Source organism: Ereboglobus luteus, assembly GCF_003096195.1.
Lineage (GTDB): Bacteria > Verrucomicrobiota > Verrucomicrobiia > Opitutales > Opitutaceae > Ereboglobus > Ereboglobus luteus.
The window spans coordinates 1,724,965-1,748,059 of sequence record NZ_CP023004.1 but is presented as its reverse complement, the minus strand read 5'-3'; the positions used below and the strand labels follow the sequence as shown (position 1 = coordinate 1,748,059).

Annotated in this window: 20 protein-coding genes; 11 read left to right on the top strand and 9 right to left on the bottom strand. The window is 59.2% G+C overall.

The features are described 5' to 3' along the window. The first annotated feature begins 276 nt into the window (after positions 1-276). Positions 277-1,323 (top strand): nucleoside hydrolase, encoded by a 1,047-nt coding sequence (locus tag CKA38_RS06535; protein WP_108824763.1) that lies wholly within the window; start codon positions 277-279, stop codon positions 1,321-1,323. A gap of 95 nt (positions 1,324-1,418) precedes the next feature. On the opposite strand, the gene CKA38_RS06530 is transcribed toward CKA38_RS06535, so the two are convergent. After that, complete coding sequence (locus CKA38_RS06530; RefSeq protein WP_108824762.1) at positions 1,419-1,820, bottom strand: energy transducer TonB; 402 nt, start codon at positions 1,818-1,820, stop codon at positions 1,419-1,421. 598 nt (positions 1,821-2,418) lie between these two features. Between CKA38_RS06530 and CKA38_RS06520 the strand changes: the two genes are divergently transcribed. Beyond that, the gene (locus CKA38_RS06520; protein WP_108824760.1) at positions 2,419-3,060 is read left to right on the top strand and encodes a DUF47 domain-containing protein; all 642 of its coding nucleotides are present in this window, start codon (positions 2,419-2,421) and stop codon (positions 3,058-3,060) included. Positions 3,061-3,125: 65 nt separating this feature from the next. Next, the gene (locus CKA38_RS06515; RefSeq protein WP_108824759.1) at positions 3,126-4,196 is read left to right on the top strand and encodes an inorganic phosphate transporter; all 1,071 of its coding nucleotides are present in this window, start codon (positions 3,126-3,128) and stop codon (positions 4,194-4,196) included. A 404-nt stretch (positions 4,197-4,600) separates the two neighbouring features. Here CKA38_RS06515 and CKA38_RS06510 read toward each other — a convergent pair whose 3' ends face one another. The 3 genes from CKA38_RS06510 to CKA38_RS06500 all read right to left on the bottom strand — a co-directional run bounded on the left by CKA38_RS06510 (position 4,601) and on the right by CKA38_RS06500 (position 7,116). Then, positions 4,601-4,879: a hypothetical protein gene (locus CKA38_RS06510; protein WP_108824758.1), complete on the bottom strand. Its 279-nt coding sequence runs from the start codon at positions 4,877-4,879 to the stop codon at positions 4,601-4,603. A 421-nt stretch (positions 4,880-5,300) separates the two neighbouring features. After that, positions 5,301-6,572 carry a multidrug effflux MFS transporter gene (locus CKA38_RS06505; RefSeq protein WP_161554774.1) on the bottom strand — a complete coding sequence of 424 codons (1,272 nt, stop codon included), beginning with the start codon at positions 6,570-6,572 and terminating at the stop codon, positions 5,301-5,303. A gap of 58 nt (positions 6,573-6,630) precedes the next feature. Beyond that, on the bottom strand, positions 6,631-7,116 hold the full coding sequence (locus tag CKA38_RS06500) for a TetR/AcrR family transcriptional regulator (RefSeq protein ID WP_236919199.1): 486 nt from the start codon (positions 7,114-7,116) through the stop codon (positions 6,631-6,633). Positions 7,117-7,662: 546 nt separating this feature from the next. Here CKA38_RS06500 and CKA38_RS06495 point away from each other — a divergent pair. Together CKA38_RS06495 and metX are read left to right on the top strand one after the other, a co-directional pair. Continuing rightward, a complete protein-coding gene (locus CKA38_RS06495; protein WP_108824755.1) occupies positions 7,663-8,721 on the top strand; it encodes an inorganic phosphate transporter in 1,059 nt (352 codons plus the stop codon). Positions 8,722-8,766: 45 nt separating this feature from the next. Further along, positions 8,767-9,918, top strand: coding sequence for a homoserine O-acetyltransferase MetX (gene metX / locus CKA38_RS06490; protein ID WP_108824754.1), 1,152 nt, complete (start codon positions 8,767-8,769; stop codon positions 9,916-9,918). Between the two features lie 83 nt (positions 9,919-10,001). Here metX and CKA38_RS06485 read toward each other — a convergent pair whose 3' ends face one another. Continuing rightward, entirely contained in the window at positions 10,002-10,985 is a 984-nt protein-coding gene (locus CKA38_RS06485; protein ID WP_108826454.1) for a pectinesterase family protein, read from the bottom strand. A gap of 23 nt (positions 10,986-11,008) precedes the next feature. Beyond that, positions 11,009-11,605 carry a mechanosensitive ion channel family protein gene (locus CKA38_RS06480; RefSeq protein WP_108824753.1) on the bottom strand — a complete coding sequence of 199 codons (597 nt, stop codon included), beginning with the start codon at positions 11,603-11,605 and terminating at the stop codon, positions 11,009-11,011. A gap of 123 nt (positions 11,606-11,728) precedes the next feature. Here CKA38_RS06480 and CKA38_RS06475 point away from each other — a divergent pair, with 123 nt between their 5' ends. The 6 genes from CKA38_RS06475 to CKA38_RS06450 all read left to right on the top strand — a co-directional run bounded on the left by CKA38_RS06475 (position 11,729) and on the right by CKA38_RS06450 (position 18,818). Further along, complete coding sequence (locus CKA38_RS06475; protein WP_236919197.1) at positions 11,729-12,139, top strand: cytidine deaminase; 411 nt, start codon at positions 11,729-11,731, stop codon at positions 12,137-12,139. A gap of 30 nt (positions 12,140-12,169) precedes the next feature. After that, positions 12,170-13,600, top strand: coding sequence for a glycoside hydrolase family 28 protein (locus CKA38_RS06470; RefSeq protein WP_108824752.1), 1,431 nt, complete (start codon positions 12,170-12,172; stop codon positions 13,598-13,600). Between the two features lie 96 nt (positions 13,601-13,696). Next, a complete protein-coding gene (gene holA / locus CKA38_RS06465; RefSeq protein WP_108824751.1) occupies positions 13,697-14,818 on the top strand; it encodes a DNA polymerase III subunit delta in 1,122 nt (373 codons plus the stop codon). Positions 14,819-14,997: 179 nt separating this feature from the next. Continuing rightward, a complete protein-coding gene (locus CKA38_RS06460; RefSeq protein ID WP_108824750.1) occupies positions 14,998-16,566 on the top strand; it encodes a glucose-6-phosphate isomerase in 1,569 nt (522 codons plus the stop codon). Positions 16,567-16,712: 146 nt separating this feature from the next. Then, a complete protein-coding gene (locus tag CKA38_RS06455) occupies positions 16,713-17,285 on the top strand; it encodes an isochorismatase family protein (RefSeq protein ID WP_236919195.1) in 573 nt (190 codons plus the stop codon). Positions 17,286-17,825: 540 nt separating this feature from the next. Beyond that, the gene (locus CKA38_RS06450; protein WP_236919193.1) at positions 17,826-18,818 is read left to right on the top strand and encodes a 3'-5' exoribonuclease YhaM family protein; all 993 of its coding nucleotides are present in this window, start codon (positions 17,826-17,828) and stop codon (positions 18,816-18,818) included. Positions 18,819-19,097: 279 nt separating this feature from the next. On the opposite strand, the gene CKA38_RS06445 is transcribed toward CKA38_RS06450, so the two are convergent. The 3 genes from CKA38_RS06445 to CKA38_RS06435 all read right to left on the bottom strand — a co-directional run bounded on the left by CKA38_RS06445 (position 19,098) and on the right by CKA38_RS06435 (position 22,550). Further along, entirely contained in the window at positions 19,098-19,832 is a 735-nt protein-coding gene (locus tag CKA38_RS06445) for a SanA/YdcF family protein (protein ID WP_192881150.1), read from the bottom strand. Between the two features lie 415 nt (positions 19,833-20,247). Next, positions 20,248-21,789: an RtcB family protein gene (locus tag CKA38_RS06440; protein ID WP_108826451.1), complete on the bottom strand. Its 1,542-nt coding sequence runs from the start codon at positions 21,787-21,789 to the stop codon at positions 20,248-20,250. 110 nt (positions 21,790-21,899) lie between these two features. Beyond that, the gene (locus tag CKA38_RS06435; RefSeq protein WP_108824748.1) at positions 21,900-22,550 is read right to left on the bottom strand and encodes an HNH endonuclease; all 651 of its coding nucleotides are present in this window, start codon (positions 22,548-22,550) and stop codon (positions 21,900-21,902) included. Between the last annotated feature and the right edge of the window lie 545 nt (positions 22,551-23,095).

Sequence of the window (23,095 nt, the reverse complement as noted above, 5' to 3'; positions counted from 1 at the left end):
ATATTATATAGATACGGGTTAACAAATCAGGTTTTCGGTTTCACATCACAGGTTAATCCATGCGCACTTCTGATATCGGATAAATGAAAAATTCCTTTGATTTTATTATAAATAATTAATTCACAGCTAATTATGATTCAAAACAATCTGCGCAAACGATTGTGTTGACACGAATGACATATTTCTTCTCATTGCCAATCCAATCCCGTATTTCGGAAGCCCTTCAATTGGTGCCGTTTTTGTCTTCTCTCCCAAAAATCCACACGATTATTCCCTATGAAAAACCTCATCATCGCAGCGATTGCGTCCTCATTGTTACTGGCGAACCTCGCGTCCGCCTTGGATTACTCCGTCGAGCCGGGCAAGCCCGTGAAAATCATCTTCGACACCGACATGGGCAACGATGTCGATGACGCGCTCGCGCTCGCCATGCTCCATTCGTTGCAAAACCGCGGCGAGAGCGAACTGCTCGCCGTCACGCTCACCTATCCGACACCCGACGCGGGGCAATTTGTCGCCGCGGTGAACACCTTTTACGGCAGGCCGAACATTCCTATCGGAGTCACGCCCGACGCCCCCGTCGCCGTTCCCGAAAGCAAGTATCTGAAGGTCGCCGCCTACAAGGACAGCAAGGGCAAGCTGCTTTATCCGGCCAAGTTCAACGCCGCCAAGGCGCCGAAATCGGTTGACTTGATACGCCGCGTGCTGGCCTCCGCCGGCGATCGCGAAATCGTCATGGTGCAAGTTGGTTTTTCCACAAATCTCGCCCGTCTGCTCGAATCCGGCCCGGACGCCATCTCGCCCCTTTCGGGCAAGGAACTTGTCCGCAAAAAAGTGAAGATTCTCTCGATCATGGCGGGGCAATTTCCACAGGACACCCGCAACAAGAAAAAGCCCGAGTTCAACGTGCGCTGGGATGTGCCCGCCGCGCGCAAACTCGTCGCGGGCTGGCCGACCCCCATCGTGTGGAGCGGCTTTGAAATCGGCAAGGCCGTGCTCTATCCCGCATGGAGCATCGACAACGATTACCGCTACGTGAAAAACCACCCCGTCCAGCAAGCCTACCAAGCCTACAACCCCACGCCGCACGAACGCCCCTGCTGGGATCTCACCTCGGTGGCCTACGCCGTGTGGCCCGGCAAGGACCGCGGTTATTTTTCGCTCTCGCCCGCAGGCAACGTCGAATTCGGCCCCGACGGCCACACAAAGTTCGTCGCCGACAAAAACGGCAACAACTACTACCTCATCGTAGACGCCGTGCAAGCCGCGCGCCTGCGCGAGGTCCTGGCGGCGCTCGCCTCCGAGCCGCCGCAGAAAAAGTAAATGCCGCGCGCTTCAAACAACTCTAAAAACAACAAAGCCGCCGCCCGCGTAATTGCGGGCGGCGGCCCTGTTTAATGACACATCAAACGGCGCGCTCAGTTGTCCGCCGCGATCGTGAAGCGCACCGGCAGCATCACCTTTGTTGCCACGGGCACGCCTTCACGAATCGCCGGCGTGAACTTCCAGCGCTCCACGGCCTCAACCACCGGACCGACCAGCGCCTCGTCCGAAGCGTAGGCCACGGTGATGGCCGTCGGCCTGCCCTTGGCATTGACGACAAATGTCACATCGACACTGCCATCGTTTTCATCCCCGGCCAGAAGCGCGGATGACGGCGCCACGACCCTGACGGGCGCGGGGAATTCAGGTTTGTGCGAACGATACGATGCGATGTAAGCCCCCGGATCAGTTGCCTCCGCCCTGAGGACGGAGGATGAGGAGACGGCTCCAACGAGTGCGAGGCTGAGCACAGCCGCGAGTTTATTGACAGTTTTCATTTTTCATAAACTCCGCGCAAAGGCGGAGAGTTTGGTTTCTTTTTGTTTTGTGTTTTTGGTTTCAGACACCGCGACACCACCGGCCGCAAAGGCCGCAGACATCGCGTTGTTCGGAGCCGCGCCGCGCAATCGCGACACGCCCCAAATCCTTCAGTTTTGGGATACCCTGGAAACGCCGCACCCCACCCTGCCCTTGTTGCGCGCAATTTCAAAGAACTCCCGGCGACCTCCCGCCGACCACATGATCAGAACTGACCATGCATGTAATGAGCATGTCCCGTGCCAAGCGTCCAACTCCCCCGCGGTAAAAACGGTGTGAGTTTACCCGCATTCGCCCGCAACGGTGACCGGCAAATGGCGGCGGTTTGATGGAGAGCGCAAAACCCATTGGCAAAAAGTTTTGCCACCAATCACAATTACACCCGTCCGCCCAAAAAACTCCGCGCCCGCCTCCATCATGGCCGTCTTTCCGTTTTTTCGCGTAATCGCCGGAGGAAGTGCAATCAATTGTCCACTGCCACATTACGATGAACTTTGATTTTCTCAAAATTTTCATTTCCCAAGTCGCATCGAATCTCCCAACCTCTGAGCTTCCCTCATGATCTCTCTCAAAAAGCTTTTCGGCAAAGACCAGAAATTCTACGATCTTCTCGAAGCCAGCGCGGAAGAGTCGCTCACGAGCACCAAGCTCCTTTCAAACTTTCTCCAACGGTTGGACGCGTTTCGCAATTCCTCCACCGATCTCGACGAGTTCATTCACAACCGTCGCAAGGACAAAAAAATCAACAACCGCATCACCGAGGAACTCTGCCGCACCTTCGTGACCCCCATTGAGCGCGAGGATATTGAGGCGCTTTCGACCGCGCTCTACAAAATCCCCAAGACGGTCGAGAAGCTCGTTTCGCGCATCTCGGTTTATCCCGGCAAGCTCCCCCGCGAAAGCCTGATCCAGCAAGCCGCCTACTTGAGCAAGGCCGCCGAGTGCGTCGTAGGCATGGTCAAGCAGCTGCGCGGCGGCGCCAACATGGAGCGCATCGGCGAGGACAACACGCGCCTGCAATTCATCGAGGGCGAGGGCGACCGGCACCTGCTCGAATTGATAAAGGAACTTTACCAGGGCCCCTACGATGCGAAGGAAACCGTCATTCTCGGTGAATTTTTCGAAATGCTTGAAAAGGCAATCGACCGCTGCCGTGACGCTGGAAACGTGATTTTCCAAATCGTGCTGAAATACTCCTGAGCGGCCCGTCGGCAATCTCCCACCGATAACCTCAGCACGCCGCCCAGCAGTCGCCGCGCCACGCCATGACCCTTTTCCTAATCGTCATCATCGCCGTCCTCGCGTTCGAGTTCATCAACGGCTTTCACGACACCGCCAATTCCATCGCCACAGTCGTCTCGACCAAGGTGCTCACGCCCCGCCAGGCCGTCATGATGGCGGCCACCGTCGATCTCGCCGGCGCGCTCATCATGGGCACCAGCGTGGCCATGACAATCGGCGCGGGACTTGTCGATGTGAGCGTGATCACGATGCCCGCGGTGCTTTGCGCGCTGCTCGGCGCGATTTTTTGGAATCTTTTCACTTGGTGGCTCGGCCTTCCGTCGAGCTCCAGCCACGCGCTCATCGGCGGGCTCTGCGGCGCGGCGGTCGCCTCGGCGCACTGCGACTGGAGCGTGCTGCACTGGTCGGATGTTGACGCGGCGGGCAACATCATCGGCATCTGGCCCAAGGTCATCATGCCCATGCTCATCGCCCCGTGCATCGGCTTCGGCGTGGCGGTGATTGTGATGAGCATTCTCTACATTGTGCTGAAGCGCGTGCGCCCCCGCTTCATCAACATGATTTTCGGCAAGCTGCAAATCGTCAGCGCCGCGTGGATGGGTTTCAGCCACGGCTCCAACGACGCGCAAAAAGGCATGGGCATCGTCACGCTCGCGCTTTGCACCGCCACCACCAGCGGCCTGTTCGACGACCTGCCCTCATGGCTATCGTTTCTGCGCACGCCCGAGATGAAGGTGCACACCTGGGTCATTCTTCTTTGCGGCATCACGATGGCCGCCGGCACCGCGATGGGCGGCTGGCGCATCATCAAGACCATGGGGCACAAGATGGTAAAACTTCAGCCCATAAACGGCTTCGCCGCCGAAACCTCCGCAGCGTGCGTGATCGTGGCCGCCACGCATTTCGGCGTGCCGCTCTCGACCACGCACGTCATCTCGACCTCGATCATGGGCGTGGGCGCGGTGAAGCGTTTCAGCGCGGTCAAGTGGGGCATCGTCGGACGCATCGTCTGGGCCTGGGTGCTCACACTGCCGATCACCTGCCTCGTCGGTTTCGGCCTGATGCGCCTCGCGCATGCCCTGTTCACATTTTGATGCGTCGCGAGTCGGTGGTGGGATAAAACCACCACGAAGCTGGCCGCCCCTCAGCGCAATCCCAAATGCCGCACCAACCCGGTTCTGAACAGCAGAACGCATCCGGCCCGACACGATTCAATCAAAAAACAACGTTCCGAGCCCTTTGAAAATTTCCTTCAGAAATTTGCATAACGATCAAGGTGCGTGTAAGCGGTCTTGCGACTGATGCCAAATTACTCGCACAGCTCGGTGATCGTAAAACGATCCGTCTGCGCGAGTGTTACAAAGCGTATAATCTCGTCCATGTGGGTGATAGTTTTCCAAGGCATAATAATGCCCAAAAGTGTAACCTATCACCCCGGATTAAGTGTTGCCTATCTCTCTGGATCATACCTTCAGCTAGAAAAAAACACCGGTTAGCGTTATTGGGTGTTCGGGGTGTTCGGATGGTTGTTTATGGCTTGCTCAAAATCGTCATGCAGACCCTGTGACTCCAATACAGTAGATTTCCAGTCAGGATGTTTAGTAATAGCCTCTTTCGCATCTCCTAATGATATGCTATATATTCTCCTTAAAACTTTCATCGCTTCCAATATTGAATAACCTTCATTTTTCAATGCGCCAATCAACTGATACTGGTTAATACCCTCCTCAGCTAATTTTTTATATTTTTCGTAAGTTTCTAGATTGGCGGATTTCATTGGAAAAGATCTATTGAGACGTCGATTAATTTTATTGAAGGAGCAAAGAGGTAAAAAAGGGGGCAATCCGAGACTTGTTAATTTTTCATCATTGTCCATTGCGATGGATTTTTGAAGGGGGATGGACGCTGTTTGTTGACTTTATAGACCTTGGTTTGATTTCTACTCATGTAGTTGCGCACGCTTGAGAGCCTGCCCATGTCCAGCTTTTCGCAATCTACCAGACCGACGCGCCGGAAGGAGTCGCTGACCGGCACGACTCCATTGGCTCCGCCTTGTAATTGTTGCGGTCGATCAGGCGGTAACGGGTATTCGGATACTGGATTTGCATCATGCGGGGCATGCCCGCGATGCTCCGACTCCCCTTCCTTCGGTCAACTTAATTAATCAACGAGCATGGGCCCGGTCCCTTCAAAAATTCCTAGGATACCGACTGCCGGTCTTCCTCCGTGGCGACGGATACGGTCGTGTTCACGATGCGAAAACTTGCGAGCGAACTGGCGGATCGCCAGAACATGAGGGCGAGCGCGGAACAGGCGCAGAGGAGCAAAACCAGAGGGAACAACGTGCCGTTGGGAATGAGTCCAAGCAGAATGCCCGCCCCTCCGCCGATGACGTATTGCACCACGCCGAGCAACGCGGAAGCGGTGCCCGCACGCTGGGCGCTGACACAGTAAATGGCCTCGGAGGTGAGCCCACCGAACAGAAAACTAAGGCTGGATATCGCACAGAACAACAGCCCGCAAACGACGACAGCGTTTTCAACGCCGAGCAGCAGGGCCGCGAGCAGCACGCCGAGGCAACCGAGGTGGACAGTAAAGCCAAACCTAAGATTTTTCCGCACACTCATGCGGGAGCATAAATACATGTTCCACTGCCCAACCAGAATCATGCCGACGGAATAGGCCGCAAACATGATGCTGTAGACAGTTGGCGACATCCCGAAATGCGTCATGAAAATAAAGGATGACCCGCTGATGTAAGTGAAGAGCGTTCCCATGATCAGTCCGCTGGAGAGCGCCATTCCGAGGTAACGCCGGTTCTTTATAATCTCCCAGTAGTCTTTGAATACGCCCGCGGGAGTGAGGCGCGAACGCATCTGAATCGGTTGGGTTTCTGGAATGAAAAAACACGCGAACCCCCATGCGGCCAAGGCGAAGGCCACGAGAACCCAAAAGATCGCGCGCCAGCCTATGAGGCTGAGTATCACACCACCAATGATGGGCGCAAGGATCGGAGAGATCGACTGCACCTGAATAAGAAAGGTGTATATCCTTGTCGCCTGGTTCGCCTCATACAGGTCGCTGACAATGGCGCGCGGAATAACAAGACCGGTCGCCCCGCCGATTCCCTGAAGAAGTCTGCCGGTCATGAGCATGGTGGCGTTCGTGGAAACAGCCACCAGGCAGGAAGCCGCGCCGAAGAGGACAACGCCCGCGAGCAACGGGATGCGCCGCCCAAGACCGTCCGCAATCGGTCCGCTGATCGCCTGCCCGAGCGCGAGTCCGATGAGGAACACGGAAAGCGACACCGGCATCAATCCGGCGCGGAGATTAAGGTCGGACTCGATGACGTTGAAGGCGGGCAGGTATATGTCGATCGCTATGGAATCGAATGCGGTAAAGGCGCCCAGCAGGACGAGCAGGCCCAGCGTGGCTTCCTTTTTTCCACTGATGACGTGTTGATTCTTCATAATAGTTCCTCTCCGGTATCCGGAATCTTGTTGAATGCGACGGCGCGCGACGCGCCCACTATTTGATTGCGAGGCAAAAAAGCGCCCACATCGCATCAAGGCGTTTTTGGAATTTCTCATGTCCCCCGTAGAGCAGCTCCGCCTGGAGGCTATCGATGATCCCGATGTAGGCCGCGGCAAGCTGCCGGGAGGTCATTCGTGATGGCGGCAGGTTCTTGAAGACGTTCTGCACAATTTGCTCAATCCCGTCGAAATAACCCTGCATGGACTTCGCGATCTTTTTTTCGATTGACCGCGGGGGAACGTAGGCGGCGTTGAGGATGAAGCGCAGCTGCGGACTGGACTCGAAGCGCCGGCCAGTTTCGCGAAGGAACGCGGAGAGACGTTTTTCGGGGGTTCCGGGTTCGTTGAGGAATTGCTGGGTGTAGGAAAGTTCCTGCTCAATTACGAGACTCACAAGATCGAGGAAAAGCTCGGTCTTGCCCGCAAAGTGAGCGTAGAGGCCGGGGGTTTTAATCCCGACGTCCTTTGCGATTTCGGACATGGCCGTGCCATCGAACCCTTGCGAGGCGAATCGTTTTAAGGCCGCCCGCCTAATTTTGTCCTGTGTTGTCATTCTCTTTGCGTGCATGACTTGCTTAATGAGCGTTAATTAAAAAAAAGGCGCCTCATTCATCAGATTATTTGAGACAGTCAACGATTTTATTTCCGGACGCCGGGCGAAAAAATTGAAATGGCATGGGATGGTAAGGAGGAGAAATTTTGAAGGAGTCAGGACGGAATGGCGCCAAGCCAAAGCGGCGCAACCATGGCGGACTGTCGCTTGGAGCAAAACCCCGACGCGGCATAATTCGTCGCGTCCCAATGCGTTAAAACTGCACAGAAAAAATATCCGCACCGCCCTTCAGACGACAAACGCCCTTAACCCGGAGCCATTCCGCCATGCCATCTTCAAAAGCCGTGTTCAAAAAGCCGCCCCCCTGAATTTTTTCTCTTACCCGCGAATCTGCGTGAAATTCTCCAGCGATTCGAATTCAATTCATGTCTTTATCGCATTTTTTCCGCACCATCACACTCGCCACGATCCCACATGACTCTTTTCCTGATCGTCCTGCTGACTGCGCTCGCCTTTGAATACATCAACGGCTTCCACGACACCGCCAACTCCATCGCCACAGTCGTCTCCACCAAGGTGCTCACGCCCCGCCAGGCGATCCTGCTGGCCACCGTCATGAACCTCGCCGGCGCGCTCATCATGGGCACCAGCGTGGCGAAGACAATCGGCGCGGGAATCGTGGACACCAGCGTGATCGCGATGCCCACGGTGCTCTGCGCACTGCTCGGCGCGATTTTTTGGAACGTCTTCACCTGGTGGCTCGGCCTGCCGTCGAGCTCCAGCCACGCGCTCATCGGCGGGCTCTGCGGCGCGGCGCTCGCCTCCACGCACGGCGACTGGAGCGTGCTCCACTGGGCCACCGGCCTTTGGCCCAAGGTCGTCGGCCCCATGTTGATCGCGCCGTGCGTCGGGTTTGTGGTGGCGGCGATCGTCATGTTCACGCTTTACAAGGCGTTGAGCCGCGTGCGACCGCGCTTTATCAACATGATTTTCGGAAAACTCCAGGTGATGAGCGCCGCGTGGATGGGTTTCAGCCATGGCTCCAACGACGCGCAAAAAACCATGGGCATCGTCACCCTCGCGCTCCTCACCGGCACGCAAACAGGCGCGTTCAAGGACCTGCCCGAATGGCTCTCGTTCCTGCGCGTCGAGACGATGGAAGTGCACACCTGGGTCATCATCGCCTGCGCGCTCACCATGGCCGCCGGCACCGCCGCGGGCGGCTGGCGCATCATCAAAACCATGGGCCACAAGATGGTAAAACTTCAGCCCATAAACGGCTTCGCCGCCGAGACAACCGCCGCCATGGTCATCGAAACCGCCACGCATTTCGGCGTGCCGCTCTCGACCACGCATGTCATCTCGACCTCGATCATGGGCGTCGGCTCGGTGAAGCGTTTCAGCGCGGTCAAGTGGGGCATCGTCGGGCGCATCGTCTGGGCCTGGGTGCTCACCATACCGGTGACGGGGCTGATCGGCTACGGCCTGATGCGACTCGCGCACTTGCTATTTTCGTTTGAATGGATGGCATAAACCAAGCGCCCGTTTTTCGACTCCCGAAAAACCCGCACGCACAACATGAACGACGCCGCTGGCAAAAACACAATCGAACGCGCCGAACCCGGGGAAGTCGGGATCGTGCAGCCGCGCGATTTTGTTTCGACCGGCGAGTTTGTTTTTGAAAGCGGCCAGAAACTCCCCGGCTTCACGCTCCGCTACGAAACCTACGGACGCCTCAACCCCGCGCGCGACAACGCCATCCTCATCTGCCACGCACTCAGCGGCGATCACCACAGCGCCGGCATCCACACCCTCGCCGACCGCAAGCCCGGCTGGTGGAACAACCTCATCGGCCCCGGCAAAGCGGTCGACACCAACCACTGGTTTGTCATCTGCTCCAACTGCCTCGGCGGCTGCCAGGGCTCGACCGGCCCCTCCACGATCAACCCGCAAACGGGCCGCGTGTTCGGCATGACGTTTCCCTTTGTCACCATCCGCGACATGGTGCGCGCGCAAAAACGCCTGATCGACTCCCTCGGCATCGAATCGCTCTACGCCGTGATCGGCGGCTCGATGGGCGGCATGCAAGTCCTCCAATGGGGCATTGAATATCCCGCCTTTGTTCGCAAACTCCTGCCCATGGCCACCACCGCCCGCGAAAGCGCGCAAGGCATCGGCTTCAACGAAGTCGGACGCCAGGCCATCATGCAGGATCGCGACTGGAACCACGGCGACTATCCCAAAAACGGAGGCCCGCGCGTGGGGCTCGCCATCGCGCGCATGATGGCGCACATCACCTACGTCTCCGACGCGAGCATGGACCGCAAGTTCGGGCGCAAGCGCACCGCCGCCGAAAGCTCCACCGCCGCCTACACATTCGACGCGCAGTTCGAGGTCGAAAGCTACCTGCGCTACCAGGGCGAGGCCTTCATCAATCGTTTCGACGCGAACTCCTATCTCTACATCACCCGCGCCATCGACCACTTCGATCTCGCCGAGGCCCACGGTTCGCTCGAAAAAGCCTTCGAGAAAATCGAGGCCGAAACACTCGTCGTCGGCTTCACGAGCGACTGGTTGTTCCCCCCGGAGCAAAACCGTGAAATCGTCCTCGCCCTGCTCCGCGAAGGCAAGCGCGCCAGCTACGCAGAAATCACCACCGACCTCGGCCACGACTCCTTCCTTCTCGAATCCGAGGAACTCTACGAAATCGTGCGCGGATTTTTGAAATAGAGGCGTCGCTCGCGCCGCCCTGGTAGGGCGAACCGTCCCGGTGAGCCGAAACCATTCCTTCAGATCTTCAGTCTTTCAGCCCTTCAGTCCTTCCTCTGTTTCCGCGGCTCCCAATTATCCGTGCCGCCGAGCACGGCGTGGATTGTGATTGCGACGGCCTCGGCATCGGTAAGTTGTCTCGACCACGACACACGCCCGCTGGTCGCGGCGCCGGGGCCGGTGTTGCGATACTCGGCGTAACGAACAGTCCCCGCCGGATCGGCGACGTTCCATTTTTGCCAGCCTTCGGGACGAATGCAGTCGGCGAATTCGCAATTCATAAACACCGTCGCGGCGTGCATGCGCCAGGGGCGCCCGAGATGCGTTTTGATTCCGGGGCTCGCGGCAGTCACGCGGCAGCGCGAAAAAACGTAGCCGTGCACGCTTTCTTTCGGCGTGCTCGCCGCGGTGATGTAACTGTTACGGAGGCAGACGATGTCGCAGTTCTCGAACCACGCCGTCGCGCCCCCGAATATAAAATCGACCGCGCCCGTGATCTCGCAGTTCTCAAAATACTGGCGCCCGCGATTGATGAACACCGTGTCCTGGTAACCGAGAAATCGGCAGCCGCGAAACACGGCGCGGTCGCCGTCCACGCGAATGGCGAGCGCCTGTCCCGTGTTGCCGGCGCTGTTTTCGATCGTGAGGTTTTCGATTGTGAAATCGTCCGCGTCGAGATGGAGCGTGGCAGTGCGAAATGTGCCGAGCGGCATGCCGTTCGCGCCGAGCGCGCCGGCATTGAGGTTATGGGTGATGCGCGTGGTGGCCGCGTCCTCGCCGACGAGCCGCACACCGCGTTTCTCGCGCTGGATGTAAACGGTCTCATTGTAGTCGCCGGGTTTGACGAGGATAATCCAGGGATTGTCGCGCGAGGTTGTCTGCGGGGTTTTATTGATGGCCTCCTGCACCGTCCTGTAGTCGCCGGAGCCGTCGGCGGCGACGATTGCGTCGGCTTTTTTTGCGCCGCCCTTCGCCGGCATCGTTGCAAGGCCGGCCAGCGCAAACAGGATGACGGCGGCCGGACGCATGCGCTGCAAAAAACCTCGCGCCATCAGCCCTCCTTGTGGTGTTCGTCCTTGTAAAGTTGCTCGGCCAGCGTGGTCTCGACAACCTTGCCCCCGGGGCGGCGTTTTACGATGCGTTGAAAGAAGAGGTTGTTTGGAATCTGGATCAGGCGACCCTCGTCGTCCTGCAATGTCGTGTAGGCAAAATTAAGGTTGATGACCTTGCCGCGCAATCCGGCGGGATCGGTGAACTCAATATCGTCGCCAACCTCGAACGGCCGGAAAAACAAAATCAGCACGGTGCACGAAAGATTGCTGAGCACGCTCCACATGGCGACAAACCCGACGGCGATCAGCGCGGCCACCGTGCCGATCATCGCCCAAAGGCTGCCGAGGTCGGCCTCGAACGCGCCGAACACGGCGATCACGCCGACAAAAACAAAAAAATACTTGGTCGCGCGCCGCATGGGCTCGGCAAACGTGGCGCTGGTGCGCATCGACAAAAAGAGCAGCAGCCGCTTGGCGATGAAATACAATACCGTGATGAATACTATGTAAACGAGCGCCTTGGGCAGGTGTCCGACGATATGCAACGAAACACGTTTGATGTCATCAATGGTGGACTGTTCGAAGAGCCAGTTCATGGGAGTTGCATTGAGCACGTCTTGACGGGGAAAAAGCGCAAGACTTTTGAGGGCGATACGGAAACAATTGCCACGTGTCCTAATTTAGTTTTTTCATCTCCCCAACCTCACACTTTTCGTCCCATGAAAAAGATTCCCTCCGCAACCGTGCAGCGTTTGAAGAAACTCGCGCGAGCCGCGGCGAAAAAATCCCACTCCCCATACAGCGGGTTTCCCGTCGGGGCGGCAATCCTCGCCGGCTCCGGCAAAACCTACACCGGCGCCAATGTCGAAAACGCATCCTACGGCCTGTGCAACTGCGCCGAGCGCACCGCCATCTTCACCGCGGTCGCGGGAGGCGAGCGCGAGGTGCGCTGCGTCGTCGTTTACACGCCCACAAAAACCGCCTCCTCGCCCTGCGGCGCGTGCCGCCAGGTGATCAACGAATTCGGCCCGCAAGCCCGCGTTATCTCCATTTGTGACAGCGACGACCTCCTCGACACAACGCTCGACATCTTGCTGCCGCGCGCCTTCGGCCCCAAAAACCTAGGCTGACTTTCCGTTCGCAAAAAAACAAAACCACCCATGAAACACATCCTCACACGCATCCTCGCCGCCGCCGCATTCATCGCGGCCTGCGCGCCCGATTTTGTTTCCGCCGGCGGCGCGCCCGACCCTTGGGCCGGGGTTCCCAAGATTCTCGCGCGCATCAAGGCGCCCTCGTTTCCCGACCGCGTGTATCCAATAACCAAATACGGGGCGACGGCCGATGGAAAGGGCGACTCGAGCGAGGCCATCCGCAAGGCAATCGACGCCTGCGCCGCCGCCGGCGGAGGCACGGTGCTTGTCCCCGCGGGCACGTTTCTCACCGGACCGATTCACCTCAAAAGCAACATCAACCTCCACCTCGCCGAGGGTGCCACGCTCCTATTTTACAACGACCCCGACCGCTACATGCCGAATATTTTCACGCGCTGGGAAGGCGTCGAGCTCATGAACTTCTCGCCGCTCATCTACGCCCACGGACAGGAAAACATCGCCATCACCGGCAAGGGCACGCTCGACGGACAGGCCACCGACGACACTTGGTGGGCCATGCACGACCTCTCCAAAAACCGCGTGCCCGGCCAGCCGCCTGGCTCCGACAGCCGCAACACCCTCATGCGCCAGGCCGACGAGCCCATCGAAACAATGGACCCGCGCAAACGCATCTACGGCAAGGGCGAAAACCTCCGCCCGCCCTTCATCCAGCCTTACAACTGCAAAAACATCCTCATCGAAGGCGTGACGATCCTCCGCTCGCCCTTCTGGGAAATCAACCCCGTGCTCTGCCAAAACGTAACCGTGCGCGGCCTGAAAATTATCTCCCACGGCCACAACAACGACGGCTGCAACCCCGAATCGTGCGCCGATGTGCTCATCGAGGACGTGTATTTCGACACCGGCGACGACTGCATCGCGATCAAGTCCGGACGCAACAACGACGGACGCCGCGTCAACGTCCCCTCTGAAAACATCATCATCCGCAACTGCGTGATGAAAGACGGCCACGGCGGCGTCACCATCGGCAGCGAAATCTCCGGCGGCTGCCGCAACGTCTTTGTTGAAAACTGCCGGATGGACAGCCCGCACCTCGACCGCGCGCTCCGATTCAAAACAAACGCCGTGCGCGGCGGTGTGATCGAAAACATCTACTTCCGCAACATTCAGGTCGGCCAGGTCGCCGACGCCGTCGTGCACGTCGATTTTAATTACGAGGAAGGCGCGAAAGGCGCGCACACGCCCGTCCTCCGCAATGTCGTGATCGAAAACATGACAAGCCAGTCCAGCTCGTATGCCTTCTACCTCCGCGGTTTTGCGAAATCGCCCATCAGCAACATCACCGTGCGCGACAGCGTTTTCAACGGAGTGCAGCGGGACAACATTCTTGAGCATGTGGACGGCTTCGAGGCCGTCGACGTGAAGATCAACCGCGTGCCGCCCAAACCCAAAATCAAGAAAAAGAAAAAAGGCTGACCGGTCGCGGCGCGCCCCGCCCTCCCGCGATTAAATCGCCCGAAAACTTGATTCTTTCTTGTTACCCCGCGCCGCCGTTCGCATCTTGGGGACGACATGCCAGCTTCCGCCAAACCCTTTATCTTCATCTGCGGCGCCGACGATTTTCTCGTCAGCCGCGAAGGCAAGGCGCGCTACGATGAAATCGCCGCGACCATCACCGACGAGTTTTCACGCGAAATCATCAACGGCACCGCCAACAACGTCGCCGAGGTCGAGGCCGCCGTGAACCGCTTCCGCGACAGTGTGCAGACCATCTCCATGTTCGGCGACCGCCGCCTCGTCTGGCTCAAGGACGTCACCTTCCTCGCCGACAACCAGACCGGGCGCGCCGAGTCAACGCTCGCCCAAGTCGACAACCTCCGGGAAATCCTCGCCGCCAACAACCCCGGGCAAGTCGCCATCCTCATCACCGCCGCGCCCATCGACAAGCGCCGCAGCTTCTACAAATGGTGCGAGAAAAACGCGGACTTCACCCTTTGCGGCGGGGATTCATCCGACAAGAACAAGCCCGAGGCATTCGCCCCCATTGTCACCGCGGAAGCGCAAACCCTCGGCGTCACTTTCGGCGCCAACGCCCTCCCGCTCCTCCTTGCCAAAATCGGCCTCAACACGCGCCTCCTCATCGAGGAAGTCCACAAACTCGCCAACTACCTCAACGACGGCGAAACCGTGATCGAGGAAGCCCACATCGCCGAACTCACGCCCAATATCGCCGAGGGCGATTTCTTCGAGGCCACCGAGGCATTTTTCAGCGGAAACCTCCAGCGCACACTCGACGCCATTCACCGCCACTTCTTCAACGGCGGCGACGCCCGCCCGCTCATCAGTTCGCTTCAAGGCCGCAACCGCCTGCTGCTTCAAATCCGCGCCCTCGTCCATGCCGGCGACCTGCGCATGGGCAATTACGGCATCGACAAATCCTCCTTCGAAAAACTCGCCTCGCCCGATTCCTACGGACGCCACTTCGCCGGCGTCACCGAGAAAACCAATTTTAACCTGTTCAGCCAAAACACCTGGTATCTCGGCCGCCTCGCCTCGCGGCTTCCGTCCATGAAGGATCTCATCGACAACCAGCAGGAATTCCTGATCGCCTTCGAGGAAATCATCCGCCGCTCCAGCGAACAGGAGCAGGTCCTGCGGGAAATGACCCTCCGCTGCCTCGGCAAAAACGCCTAGTTCACGCGGAATGCGCATCAAGCGCGCCGGCGTTCAGCAAGGTCTGAAATCCGGCTTGTGTCGCCCCGAAAAACAAACGGCTTTTCTCCTGTATTTTCACCATCCAAACTCTCAAACTTTCAATTCCGCGGTTCATTCCGCATGTCAAACCACTCGCAAACTCGTAGACCACACTCATCATGACCTGGCAACGCTTCCAAAAATACTACTACAACAACGCCTCGCTCGGCCTCTCGCTCGACATCAGTCGCATCCCGTTCCCTGACGATTTCTTCGCGAACATGGAACCCGCCGCGCAGCGCGCCATCGCCGCCATGGCCGAGCTCGAGCGCGGCGCCATCGCCAATCCCGACGAAAACCGCATGGTCGGCCACTACTGGCTCCGCAACGCCGCCCTCGCCCCCACCGCCGAGCTCCGCGACGCCATCACCGGCACCCTCGCCTCCATTAAGGACTTCGCCGCCAAAATCCACTCCGGCGAAATCAAGGGCTCCACCGGCAAGAAGTTCACCGACCTGCTCGTCGTCGGCATCGGCGGCTCCGCGCTCGGACCGCAACTCGTCCAGCACGCCCTCGGCCAGCCCCGCCGCGACAAAATGGACATCCACTTCTTCGACAACACCGACCCCGACGGCATCGACTACGTGCTCGACACGCTCCGCCGCCGCCTCGACCGCACCCTCGTCATTGTCATCTCCAAATCCGGCGGCACCGTCGAAACCCGCAACGGCCAGCTCGAGGCCGCCGCCGCCTTCCGCGCCGCCAAGCTCGACTACGCCAAGCACTTCATCGCCATCACCGGCGCCGGCAGCAAGCTCGACCAAACCGCCACCGCCGAAGCCTGGCTCGCCCGCTTCCCCATGTGGGACTGGGTCGGTGGCCGCACCTCCGAACTCTCCGCCGTCGGCCTTCTCCCCGCCGCGCTCCAAGGCATCGACATCGACGCCATGCTCGCCGGCGCCGCCGCCATGGACGAAGTCACCCGCCGCGCCGACACCGCGCGCAACCCCGCCGCCCTCCTCGCCCTCATGTGGCACTACGCGACCGACGGACGCGGCGCGAAGGACATGGTCATCCTCCCCTACAAGGACCGCCTGCTCCTCTTCTCGCGCTACCTCCAGCAACTCGTCATGGAGTCGCTCGGCAAGGAACTCGACCTCGCCGGCGCCGTCGTCAACCAAGGCATCGCCGTTTACGGCAACAAAGGCTCCACCGACCAGCACGCCTACGTGCAGCAACTCCGCGAGGGCGTGAACAACTTCTTCATCACCTTCATCGAAGTCCTCAAGGACCGCCCTGCCAAGACCGCCATCGAGGTCGAGCCCGGCATCACCACAGGCGACTACCTGCAAGGCTTCTACCTCGGCACCCGCGCCGCGCTCACCGAAAAAGACCGTCACTCGATCACGATCACCGTCGCCGACATCTCCCCGCGCACACTCGGCATGTTGATCGCCCTCTACGAGCGCGCCGTCGGCCTCTACGCGAACCTGGTCAATATCAACGCCTATCACCAACCCGGCGTCGAGGCGGGCAAGAAGGCCGCCACCGCCGTGATCGCCCTCAAGCAAAAACTCATGGCCGCGCTCCGGGCGCCCGACGCCAAGCCCGCCACCGCCGAGCAACTCGCCGCGCAAGTCGGCGGCGATCCCGAGCTCGCATTCAAAATCCTGGAGCACCTCGCCGCCAACAAAGCCGTCAAAAAGAAGGCCAACATAAACCCCTTCAAATCCAAGTATCGGCTCTGATAGCAAAAAATTAACCACAGAGAGCACGGAGAGACACAGAGTCCCGAATAGAAAAAAGAACTCTGCCTTTCCACCTCTCCGTGCTCATCCGTGTCCTCCGTGGTTAATCAATTCCGATTCCTCCCGCCTCCTCCATCCTCTCCTCCATGTCTTCCCCCATCCCCGGCGCCCTCCTGCTCTGCATCGACCTGCAAGATATCTTCCTGAAAGCCATGCCCGACGCCGGGCGACTTTCCTCGCGCTGCGAATTCGCCATCGAAGCCGCGCGCCTGCTCGGCATCCCCGTTGCCTTCACCGAGCAAGTCCCGCAAAAACTCGGCCCCACCGCGCCGCAATTCCTAAAAGCCGCCGCCGGAGGCACGCGCCGCAAACCGCAGCAACTCGCCAAAAACACCTTCTCCGCGCTGGCCGACGACGGCATCCGCGAAACCCTCCTCGAAAAACACAAAGTCGAGCACCTCATCCTCTGCGGCATCGAGACCCCGATCTGCGTCTATCAAACCGCGCTCGACGCCATCAACAGCGACCTGCAAGTCACGCTCCTCACCGACTGCCTAAGCGCCCGCCGCCCCGACGACGCCCGCGAAGCCCTCGCCGCCCTGATCCGCCTCGGTGCCTACGCCCTCCCCTCGGAAACCATCTTCTACAGCGTGGTGGGCACCACCGAGCACCCGGCATTCAAAGATTACACGAAGTTGGTGAAGAAATATTCGACATAAGATCAATCGACCCAAAACTGCATGCCCCATGCTTCGCCTTTCATCACGTGCTACATTTTTCTGGAAGGTCATCTTTCCCCTATTATGCATGGTGCTTGGATGGCTTGGATTCAATGAGAGTTATACTGCATCCATTTTCCTTATTATAATTCTCATGGCATTATTCGCATTTGCGCTTTTTCCCTTAAAAGATGTATTTTATAATTCCGAAACCAATGCCCTCCACATCAAGGGTCTGACCAAAGAAATTGTCGTCGATATCTGTGACATAGTTTCCGTGAAAAATCACCGCCTTAGCCCGGAAATGATCACTATTACACTAAACAAAAGCACTCCATTCGGAACGAATATTAGATTTATTCCTCCGCATAGAATCGGCATATTCTCACAGCATCCGACGGTCGATTTTCTGCAAAAATTAGCACTATTTTCGAAACGACAGAACACATAATCACTCCATAAACACTCGCTTGCCCCACAAAAACCTACGGCTCCCGACGTTTCCTTCTGTGCAAAGTTTATTATCTTAATTTTTCCACCATGCCCGACTCCACCTCCCCCCAGCTCACCGTCCGCGACCTTCGCTCACAAGACACGCCTTCAGGCGCGCCTTTCACCGGCACCTACATTCTCAAGCGCTGCACGGCCAAGACCGCGTCGAATGGCAATCCGTTTCTCTCAATCGAAGTCGGCGATCGCACCGGTTCGTTCAATGCCAATCTCTTCGCCGATCATCCGCAGTTCGACACCACCCGATCGCTCGCCGAGGGTTCGCCCGTTTGCATCGAGGGCCGCGTCGATCACTTCAACGGACGCCTCTCGCCCAGAATCCTCAAGCTCACCCCGCTGACCGAGGAGGAACTCGTCCAAAATCCCAACCTGCTCGAAAATCTTGTCGAAACCCCGCCCGAAAACGCCGACGCGCTCTGGGCCGAATTCCAAGCCTACATCGATTCCATCGCGCACGACGAACTCCGCATGACCGTGCGCGGCGTCTTCGAGGAAATCGGCGACGCCTTTCGCGCCTCCGCCGCCGCAGTCGCCATGCACCACGCCTACCGCCACGGCCTGCTTGAGCACACCACGCACATGGCGCGCGCCGCCAAGGCGCTTTTCCCCGTCTATCCCGAAATTAACCCCGACCTCGCCATGGCCGGCATCCTCCTTCACGACACCGGCAAGACCATCGAATATGAAGGCGCGTTCGCCACGCGCCGCTCGCGCAAGGGCATCCTTCAGGGCCACGTCGTCCTCGGCTACCAGATCGCCCGCAAACACGGACTCAAGGCCCGCCTCAACGCCGACCTCCTCGAGCGCCTCGAACACATCATCCTCTCGCACCAAGGCGAACCCGAATGGGGCGCGGCCATCTACGCCGCCACGCCCGAGGCCGTCTTCGTTTCTATGGTCGACAACCTCGACGCCAAAATGGGCATGGTGCAGCGCACCCTTCGCCAGGCGACCCCGACGACGAATTCTCCGAACGACTCCCCGGCCTCAACTCACAACTCCTCGTCACGCCGCCCCTCATAAACGTGACAACAAGCACGCCGCCCACCCCGTAACCGGGACTCCCGCCAATATCATTGCGATTCATTTCGGGTGACCGGATTGAAGGTCGCAACGCGAGGTGAACACAACACCCGAAAAAAACCGGACGAAATATAGTCGCGAGCATGTTCGATTTGCTCAGTCGCATCTTTTGGTAGGGCGAACCCTCCGGGTGAGCCGAAACATTCCCGGCTCACCCGGAGGGTTCGCCCTACCAAAAAGCATCTCCCCGCGATAGTTCACATCGAAAAGCTCAATCTATCACTGCATCCCAAGTTGCGGTGCTCCTGCCGGAACCTTGGACAAAACAATCGGCTCGCGAGGTCCGAGATGGCGCGGTTTGTGCGGAAATATATAAATCTCCAGCATCGCGAATGTGCGCGAAACAATCTCGCGGATTTCCGTGCGGACCGAATGGCGAAAAACCACGTCGCGTGCGCAAAAGCCGATTGCGCCGATTCCGTTCGCGCGCGCCAGCGTCACGGCGCGCGTATTGTGATAACGCTGCGTGACAATGATCACGCGATCCGACAGGCCAAAAATTTCCTTCGCGCGAACAACCGAATCATAAGTGCGAAATCCCGCGAAATCACACGTGATCGCCCCCGCCGGCACACCGCGCGCGACAAGCGCGTTTTTCATCGCCGTCGGCTCGTCGTAATCGGCGCTGTGATTGTCCCCGCTCACAAGCAAATGCCGCACCTTGCCCGCGTGATACAGCGCCGCCGCCGCGTCCATGCGCGAAACAAAGTGCATATTTTCGCGACCGTCGGCCAGATGCGAGCTCGCTCCCAGCACAAGCCCGACATCGCACGCCGGAACGACCGCAATATCATCGTATATATAATCCCGGTTTGCCGTGATTATATAATAATTCGCAAACGCGACAAACAATACGCTTGCGACCGACAGCGCGCCGGCCACGCGCAGCCAACGGATGCGACGATGGAGAGGCGTCGGTGCGTCGGTTTCTTGTTTTCGCGTGAAAAATCGCATGGCGTGATGATGAAAGGCGGCTTGGTTGCGCATCGATTGATTGCACCCGCCGCGCACCGCGCGAGATTATATTCTCTGGTGTGAATAAGTTTATTCAGGAGCGCGTTTTCCACCACCGGACGCTAGAGAAATTTGAGTGAAACGGTATCCGCATTGGGTAGGGCGTGCTCGCCGAGCGCGCCGAGAATTACGAGCGACAACCGCAGTGGTTTCGGCGTTTCGAGCGTTAGCGACAGTCTGCCAACCGCCCTACCAAAAATGGCCATACTATTTACAAAAATGCGAGAAGATCGCATGCAGTCGATGCGTTCGTCATACACAATATGAATCGCTGGCCGATGCCAGCGCGCCATGATGACGCGCCGATTTCCGGCGGATGGTTATCGCTCCCGGCGGCTGGGAAGCCGTCGCTCCGTCAAACCGCCGCCTCCGCGTCGCCCTCGCGGCGCTGGGCTTTGTGAGCCTCGCGTTTTTCGCGGCGGGCGCGCATCCAATGCGGCTCGGGCGCTTCGCCGGCCATGATGCAGCCGCGGGGCTGGATTTCGCCGACGACTGTCGCGAGGCCAAAGCGCTCGATTTGCGCCTTCACTTTTGTCGCGTCCTTGTAGCCGAGAGGGGACTCGGAGAGGTCGGGCGCGCCGTTGTGCCAGCGGATGTCGAGGCCCGCGGTCGTCTCGGCGAGCGTTTGTTGCACGCGCGCGGGATCGAGTTCGCCGTCGGCATCGCGGTAGCCGCGGAGCATGGCGGAGCGCGAGAGGTTGCGGCCCGCGCCGTGCGGACAGAACGAGAGGTATTCGTCGTTGTCCGCGCCGAGCACGAGGAGGATTTCGCGCGCCATGTTGAGCGGAATCAAGCCGAGGAGCGGACGGCCTTGCGCGTCGCGCCAGGCGGGGGTCGCGCCCTTGCCGTGCATGAAGACGCCATCGCCGCGCTTCCAGACGAAGTTGTGCTCGTTGCCGATCTGCACGAGCGCGCGCTGGCCGAGGCGGCGCAGGAGCGCGGCGTGGATTTGCGCGTGGTTCTCGCGCGTCCAGCGGGCGATGTATTGCAACGCGTCCCAGTAGTCGCGGCCCTCGGGCGAGTCGGCGGCGAGCCACGCGGCGGAATCGGGCACGTCCTTCGCGTTTTCATCGCACCACTTGCGCGCGGCGACATGGCCGCGCTTGAAGAGGTCGGCGCCGAGACCGCGCGAGCCGTGATGCGTGACGAGGACGTTGAACTCGCCGTCGCGGCGCACGATCCACTCGGCCAGCTCGGTGTATCCCGCGGATTCGAGCGCGGCGCGCTGTGTATCGGAAAACTGGATACGCCCGACGTAGGCGAAGTGGTTGCCGTCGCCCTGCGTGCCCATGAAATCCTGCGCGCGAGAGCGGAGATTTTTCAGGAAGCGGTTTTCCCATACCGGTTCGTCGAGCACGGGCGAGGTCCATTGCTCGCCGCGGCGGCGTCCGCCCGCGCCGAAGTGCGTGAGCTTGAAGAGATGGTCCATGATTTCCTGCGTCGGATGGTTCGCCGGGAAAAACGTGGCGAACATCGAGCAGCAAATGTCGGACGAGTGCGCGCCGGGAATGATTGCGTTTTCGACGGCGATTGCGCCGCCGACGGGAATGCACGCGCGTTGCGGGCCGGAAGGGCACGCGTCGGGCATGATGACGCCGCGCTGCACGACGGGCATCGTGAGCAGTTCGCGCATGCGCTGACGGGCAAGTTCGACGTTGGCGATTTCCTCCGGCGTTTCCGCCTCAATCGCCTCGGCAAGCGGCGCGGGTTCGTGGCGCGGCAAGGCGACGATGAGCTGTTTCGGAAACTCGGCCTCGAGTTGCGCGAGCATGTGCGCGCGCGGGAGTCCGGACGCCTCGAGTTCGCGGGCGCGGCGGAGCGCAGGGCCGAGGCGTTTGCCCTCGTGCCAGCCGGCGGCGATGAGATCGCGTGCTTTAATTTCCATGTTGGTATTCATAATGTGTGTGTTTTTTTGAGAATTGAAATAGCCGCAAAGAGGCTCAAAAAGGCGCAAAGAAAGCAGGGTTCGTTTTGTGCTTCTTGTGCCTTTTGCGGCTATTGTTTTTGTTATGCGGATGCGGTGATGAAGTGGCGCCAGTCTGGGTGGCGCACTTCGCGGATGAGCGCGGAGGCGGGCAGCGGGCGCGGTGTTTGCGGGCTGCGCAGGAGGCGCAGGCCCGCCTCGTGCGGGAGGCGGTCGGCCTTGAGCGAATTGATTTCGCGCTTGGCCCAGACAAGGTTTTCGAACGTGTCGCGACCGCCGCGCGAGCGGGGCACGATGTGGTCGAGGTTGCCGTTGCCGCGGCCGACGTATTCGCCGGTGTATTGGCAGACGCCGCCGTCGCGCTCGTAGATCGCCTCGCGCGTGAGGCGCGGCATGCGCACGGGCATTTTCGCGTAGTTGGTTGCGATCATGACCGTGGGCACGCGGACGGCCTGGCGCGGCGTGTTGACGGTGAGGTCGAAATCGCGGATCGGCAGCGCGAGCCAGTCGTCCCAAGCGAGCGGGTTCAGGTAGAGCGGATGGGAAAAATCCCAAGTGCCGTCGGCGTGTTGCCCGTAGGCGATGTCGATGCCGAGCGCGGGCGGAAGCGCGGAGGCGGCGGAGGGATCGCCACCGTTGAGCGCGACGAGCGCCTGCCTGACCGTGCGGTGGCCGATAACCTGCCAGGAGCGGTTGAGCGAGAGAACGAGCGGTTTGTCGAGGAGCGGTGTCATGGTGTTTGCGCGCGCGTTGCGCGTTAATGGTGAATGTTGGATGAAGAATATGTAATGTGTGGTGAGCGGTGGCGTGTGTTCTGTGCGCGCTTCGCGCTAATGAATAATGGATAATTTTAAATGTATAATGAACCGGGTGAATGTGCGCGTAATGGCAGGGCTGGCGCATTATTCATTATACATTACTCATTATACATTTGAAAACGTGGTCCCTTCACGAGGACTTGCACCTCGATTTCGGCCTTCGCACGGCCGCGTCCTGGCTTTTGGACGATGAAGGGTTGTTGGATGGAAAAATGGTTGAAGCGGCTTGCAGGGTGAGCGGCGGAAAATAGTGTCACACGCATGGCAAGGAAGCCGGCACGCGAGCCGTCTCGCGAACTGCGGCACAGGATGTGCACCCGCAAACGTCGCTACAAATCACAGGGCGACGCGCTTGATGCCGCGTTGCTGGCGGGTGTCGAGCGGCGGCGCGTGGCGTATCGCTGCGCGGTTTGCGGCATGTGGCATTTGGCGTCGAGGTGAGTGTAGCGCGGACTGCCAAG

Excerpts from the sequence above, each read along its gene's own strand:
- CKA38_RS06480 (WP_108824753.1), bottom strand. The coding sequence starts at position 11,605 with ATGAACTGGCTCTTCGAACAGTCCACCATTGATGACATCAAACGTGTT.
- CKA38_RS06495 (WP_108824755.1), top strand. The coding sequence starts at position 7,663 with ATGACTCTTTTCCTGATCGTCCTGCTGACTGCGCTCGCCTTTGAATAC.
- CKA38_RS06475 (WP_236919197.1), top strand. The coding sequence starts at position 11,729 with ATGAAAAAGATTCCCTCCGCAACCGTGCAGCGTTTGAAGAAACTCGCG.
- CKA38_RS06530 (WP_108824762.1), bottom strand. The coding sequence starts at position 1,820 with ATGAAAACTGTCAATAAACTCGCGGCTGTGCTCAGCCTCGCACTCGTT.
- CKA38_RS06445 (WP_192881150.1), bottom strand. The coding sequence starts at position 19,832 with ATGCGATTTTTCACGCGAAAACAAGAAACCGACGCACCGACGCCTCTC.
- CKA38_RS06470 (WP_108824752.1), top strand. The coding sequence starts at position 12,170 with ATGAAACACATCCTCACACGCATCCTCGCCGCCGCCGCATTCATCGCG.
- CKA38_RS06460 (WP_108824750.1), top strand. The coding sequence starts at position 14,998 with ATGACCTGGCAACGCTTCCAAAAATACTACTACAACAACGCCTCGCTC.
- CKA38_RS06435 (WP_108824748.1), bottom strand. The coding sequence starts at position 22,550 with ATGACACCGCTCCTCGACAAACCGCTCGTTCTCTCGCTCAACCGCTCC.
- CKA38_RS06505 (WP_161554774.1), bottom strand. The coding sequence starts at position 6,572 with ATGAAGAATCAACACGTCATCAGTGGAAAAAAGGAAGCCACGCTGGGC.
- CKA38_RS06500 (WP_236919199.1), bottom strand. The coding sequence starts at position 7,116 with ATGTCCGAAATCGCAAAGGACGTCGGGATTAAAACCCCCGGCCTCTAC.
- CKA38_RS06440 (WP_108826451.1), bottom strand. The coding sequence starts at position 21,789 with ATGAATACCAACATGGAAATTAAAGCACGCGATCTCATCGCCGCCGGC.
- metX (WP_108824754.1), top strand. The coding sequence starts at position 8,767 with ATGAACGACGCCGCTGGCAAAAACACAATCGAACGCGCCGAACCCGGG.
- CKA38_RS06520 (WP_108824760.1), top strand. The coding sequence starts at position 2,419 with ATGATCTCTCTCAAAAAGCTTTTCGGCAAAGACCAGAAATTCTACGAT.
- CKA38_RS06450 (WP_236919193.1), top strand. The coding sequence starts at position 17,826 with ATGCCCGACTCCACCTCCCCCCAGCTCACCGTCCGCGACCTTCGCTCA.
- CKA38_RS06485 (WP_108826454.1), bottom strand. The coding sequence starts at position 10,985 with ATGCGTCCGGCCGCCGTCATCCTGTTTGCGCTGGCCGGCCTTGCAACG.
- holA (WP_108824751.1), top strand. The coding sequence starts at position 13,697 with ATGCCAGCTTCCGCCAAACCCTTTATCTTCATCTGCGGCGCCGACGAT.
- CKA38_RS06455 (WP_236919195.1), top strand. The coding sequence starts at position 16,713 with ATGTCTTCCCCCATCCCCGGCGCCCTCCTGCTCTGCATCGACCTGCAA.
- CKA38_RS06515 (WP_108824759.1), top strand. The coding sequence starts at position 3,126 with ATGACCCTTTTCCTAATCGTCATCATCGCCGTCCTCGCGTTCGAGTTC.
- CKA38_RS06535 (WP_108824763.1), top strand. The coding sequence starts at position 277 with ATGAAAAACCTCATCATCGCAGCGATTGCGTCCTCATTGTTACTGGCG.
- CKA38_RS06510 (WP_108824758.1), bottom strand. The coding sequence starts at position 4,879 with ATGAAATCCGCCAATCTAGAAACTTACGAAAAATATAAAAAATTAGCT.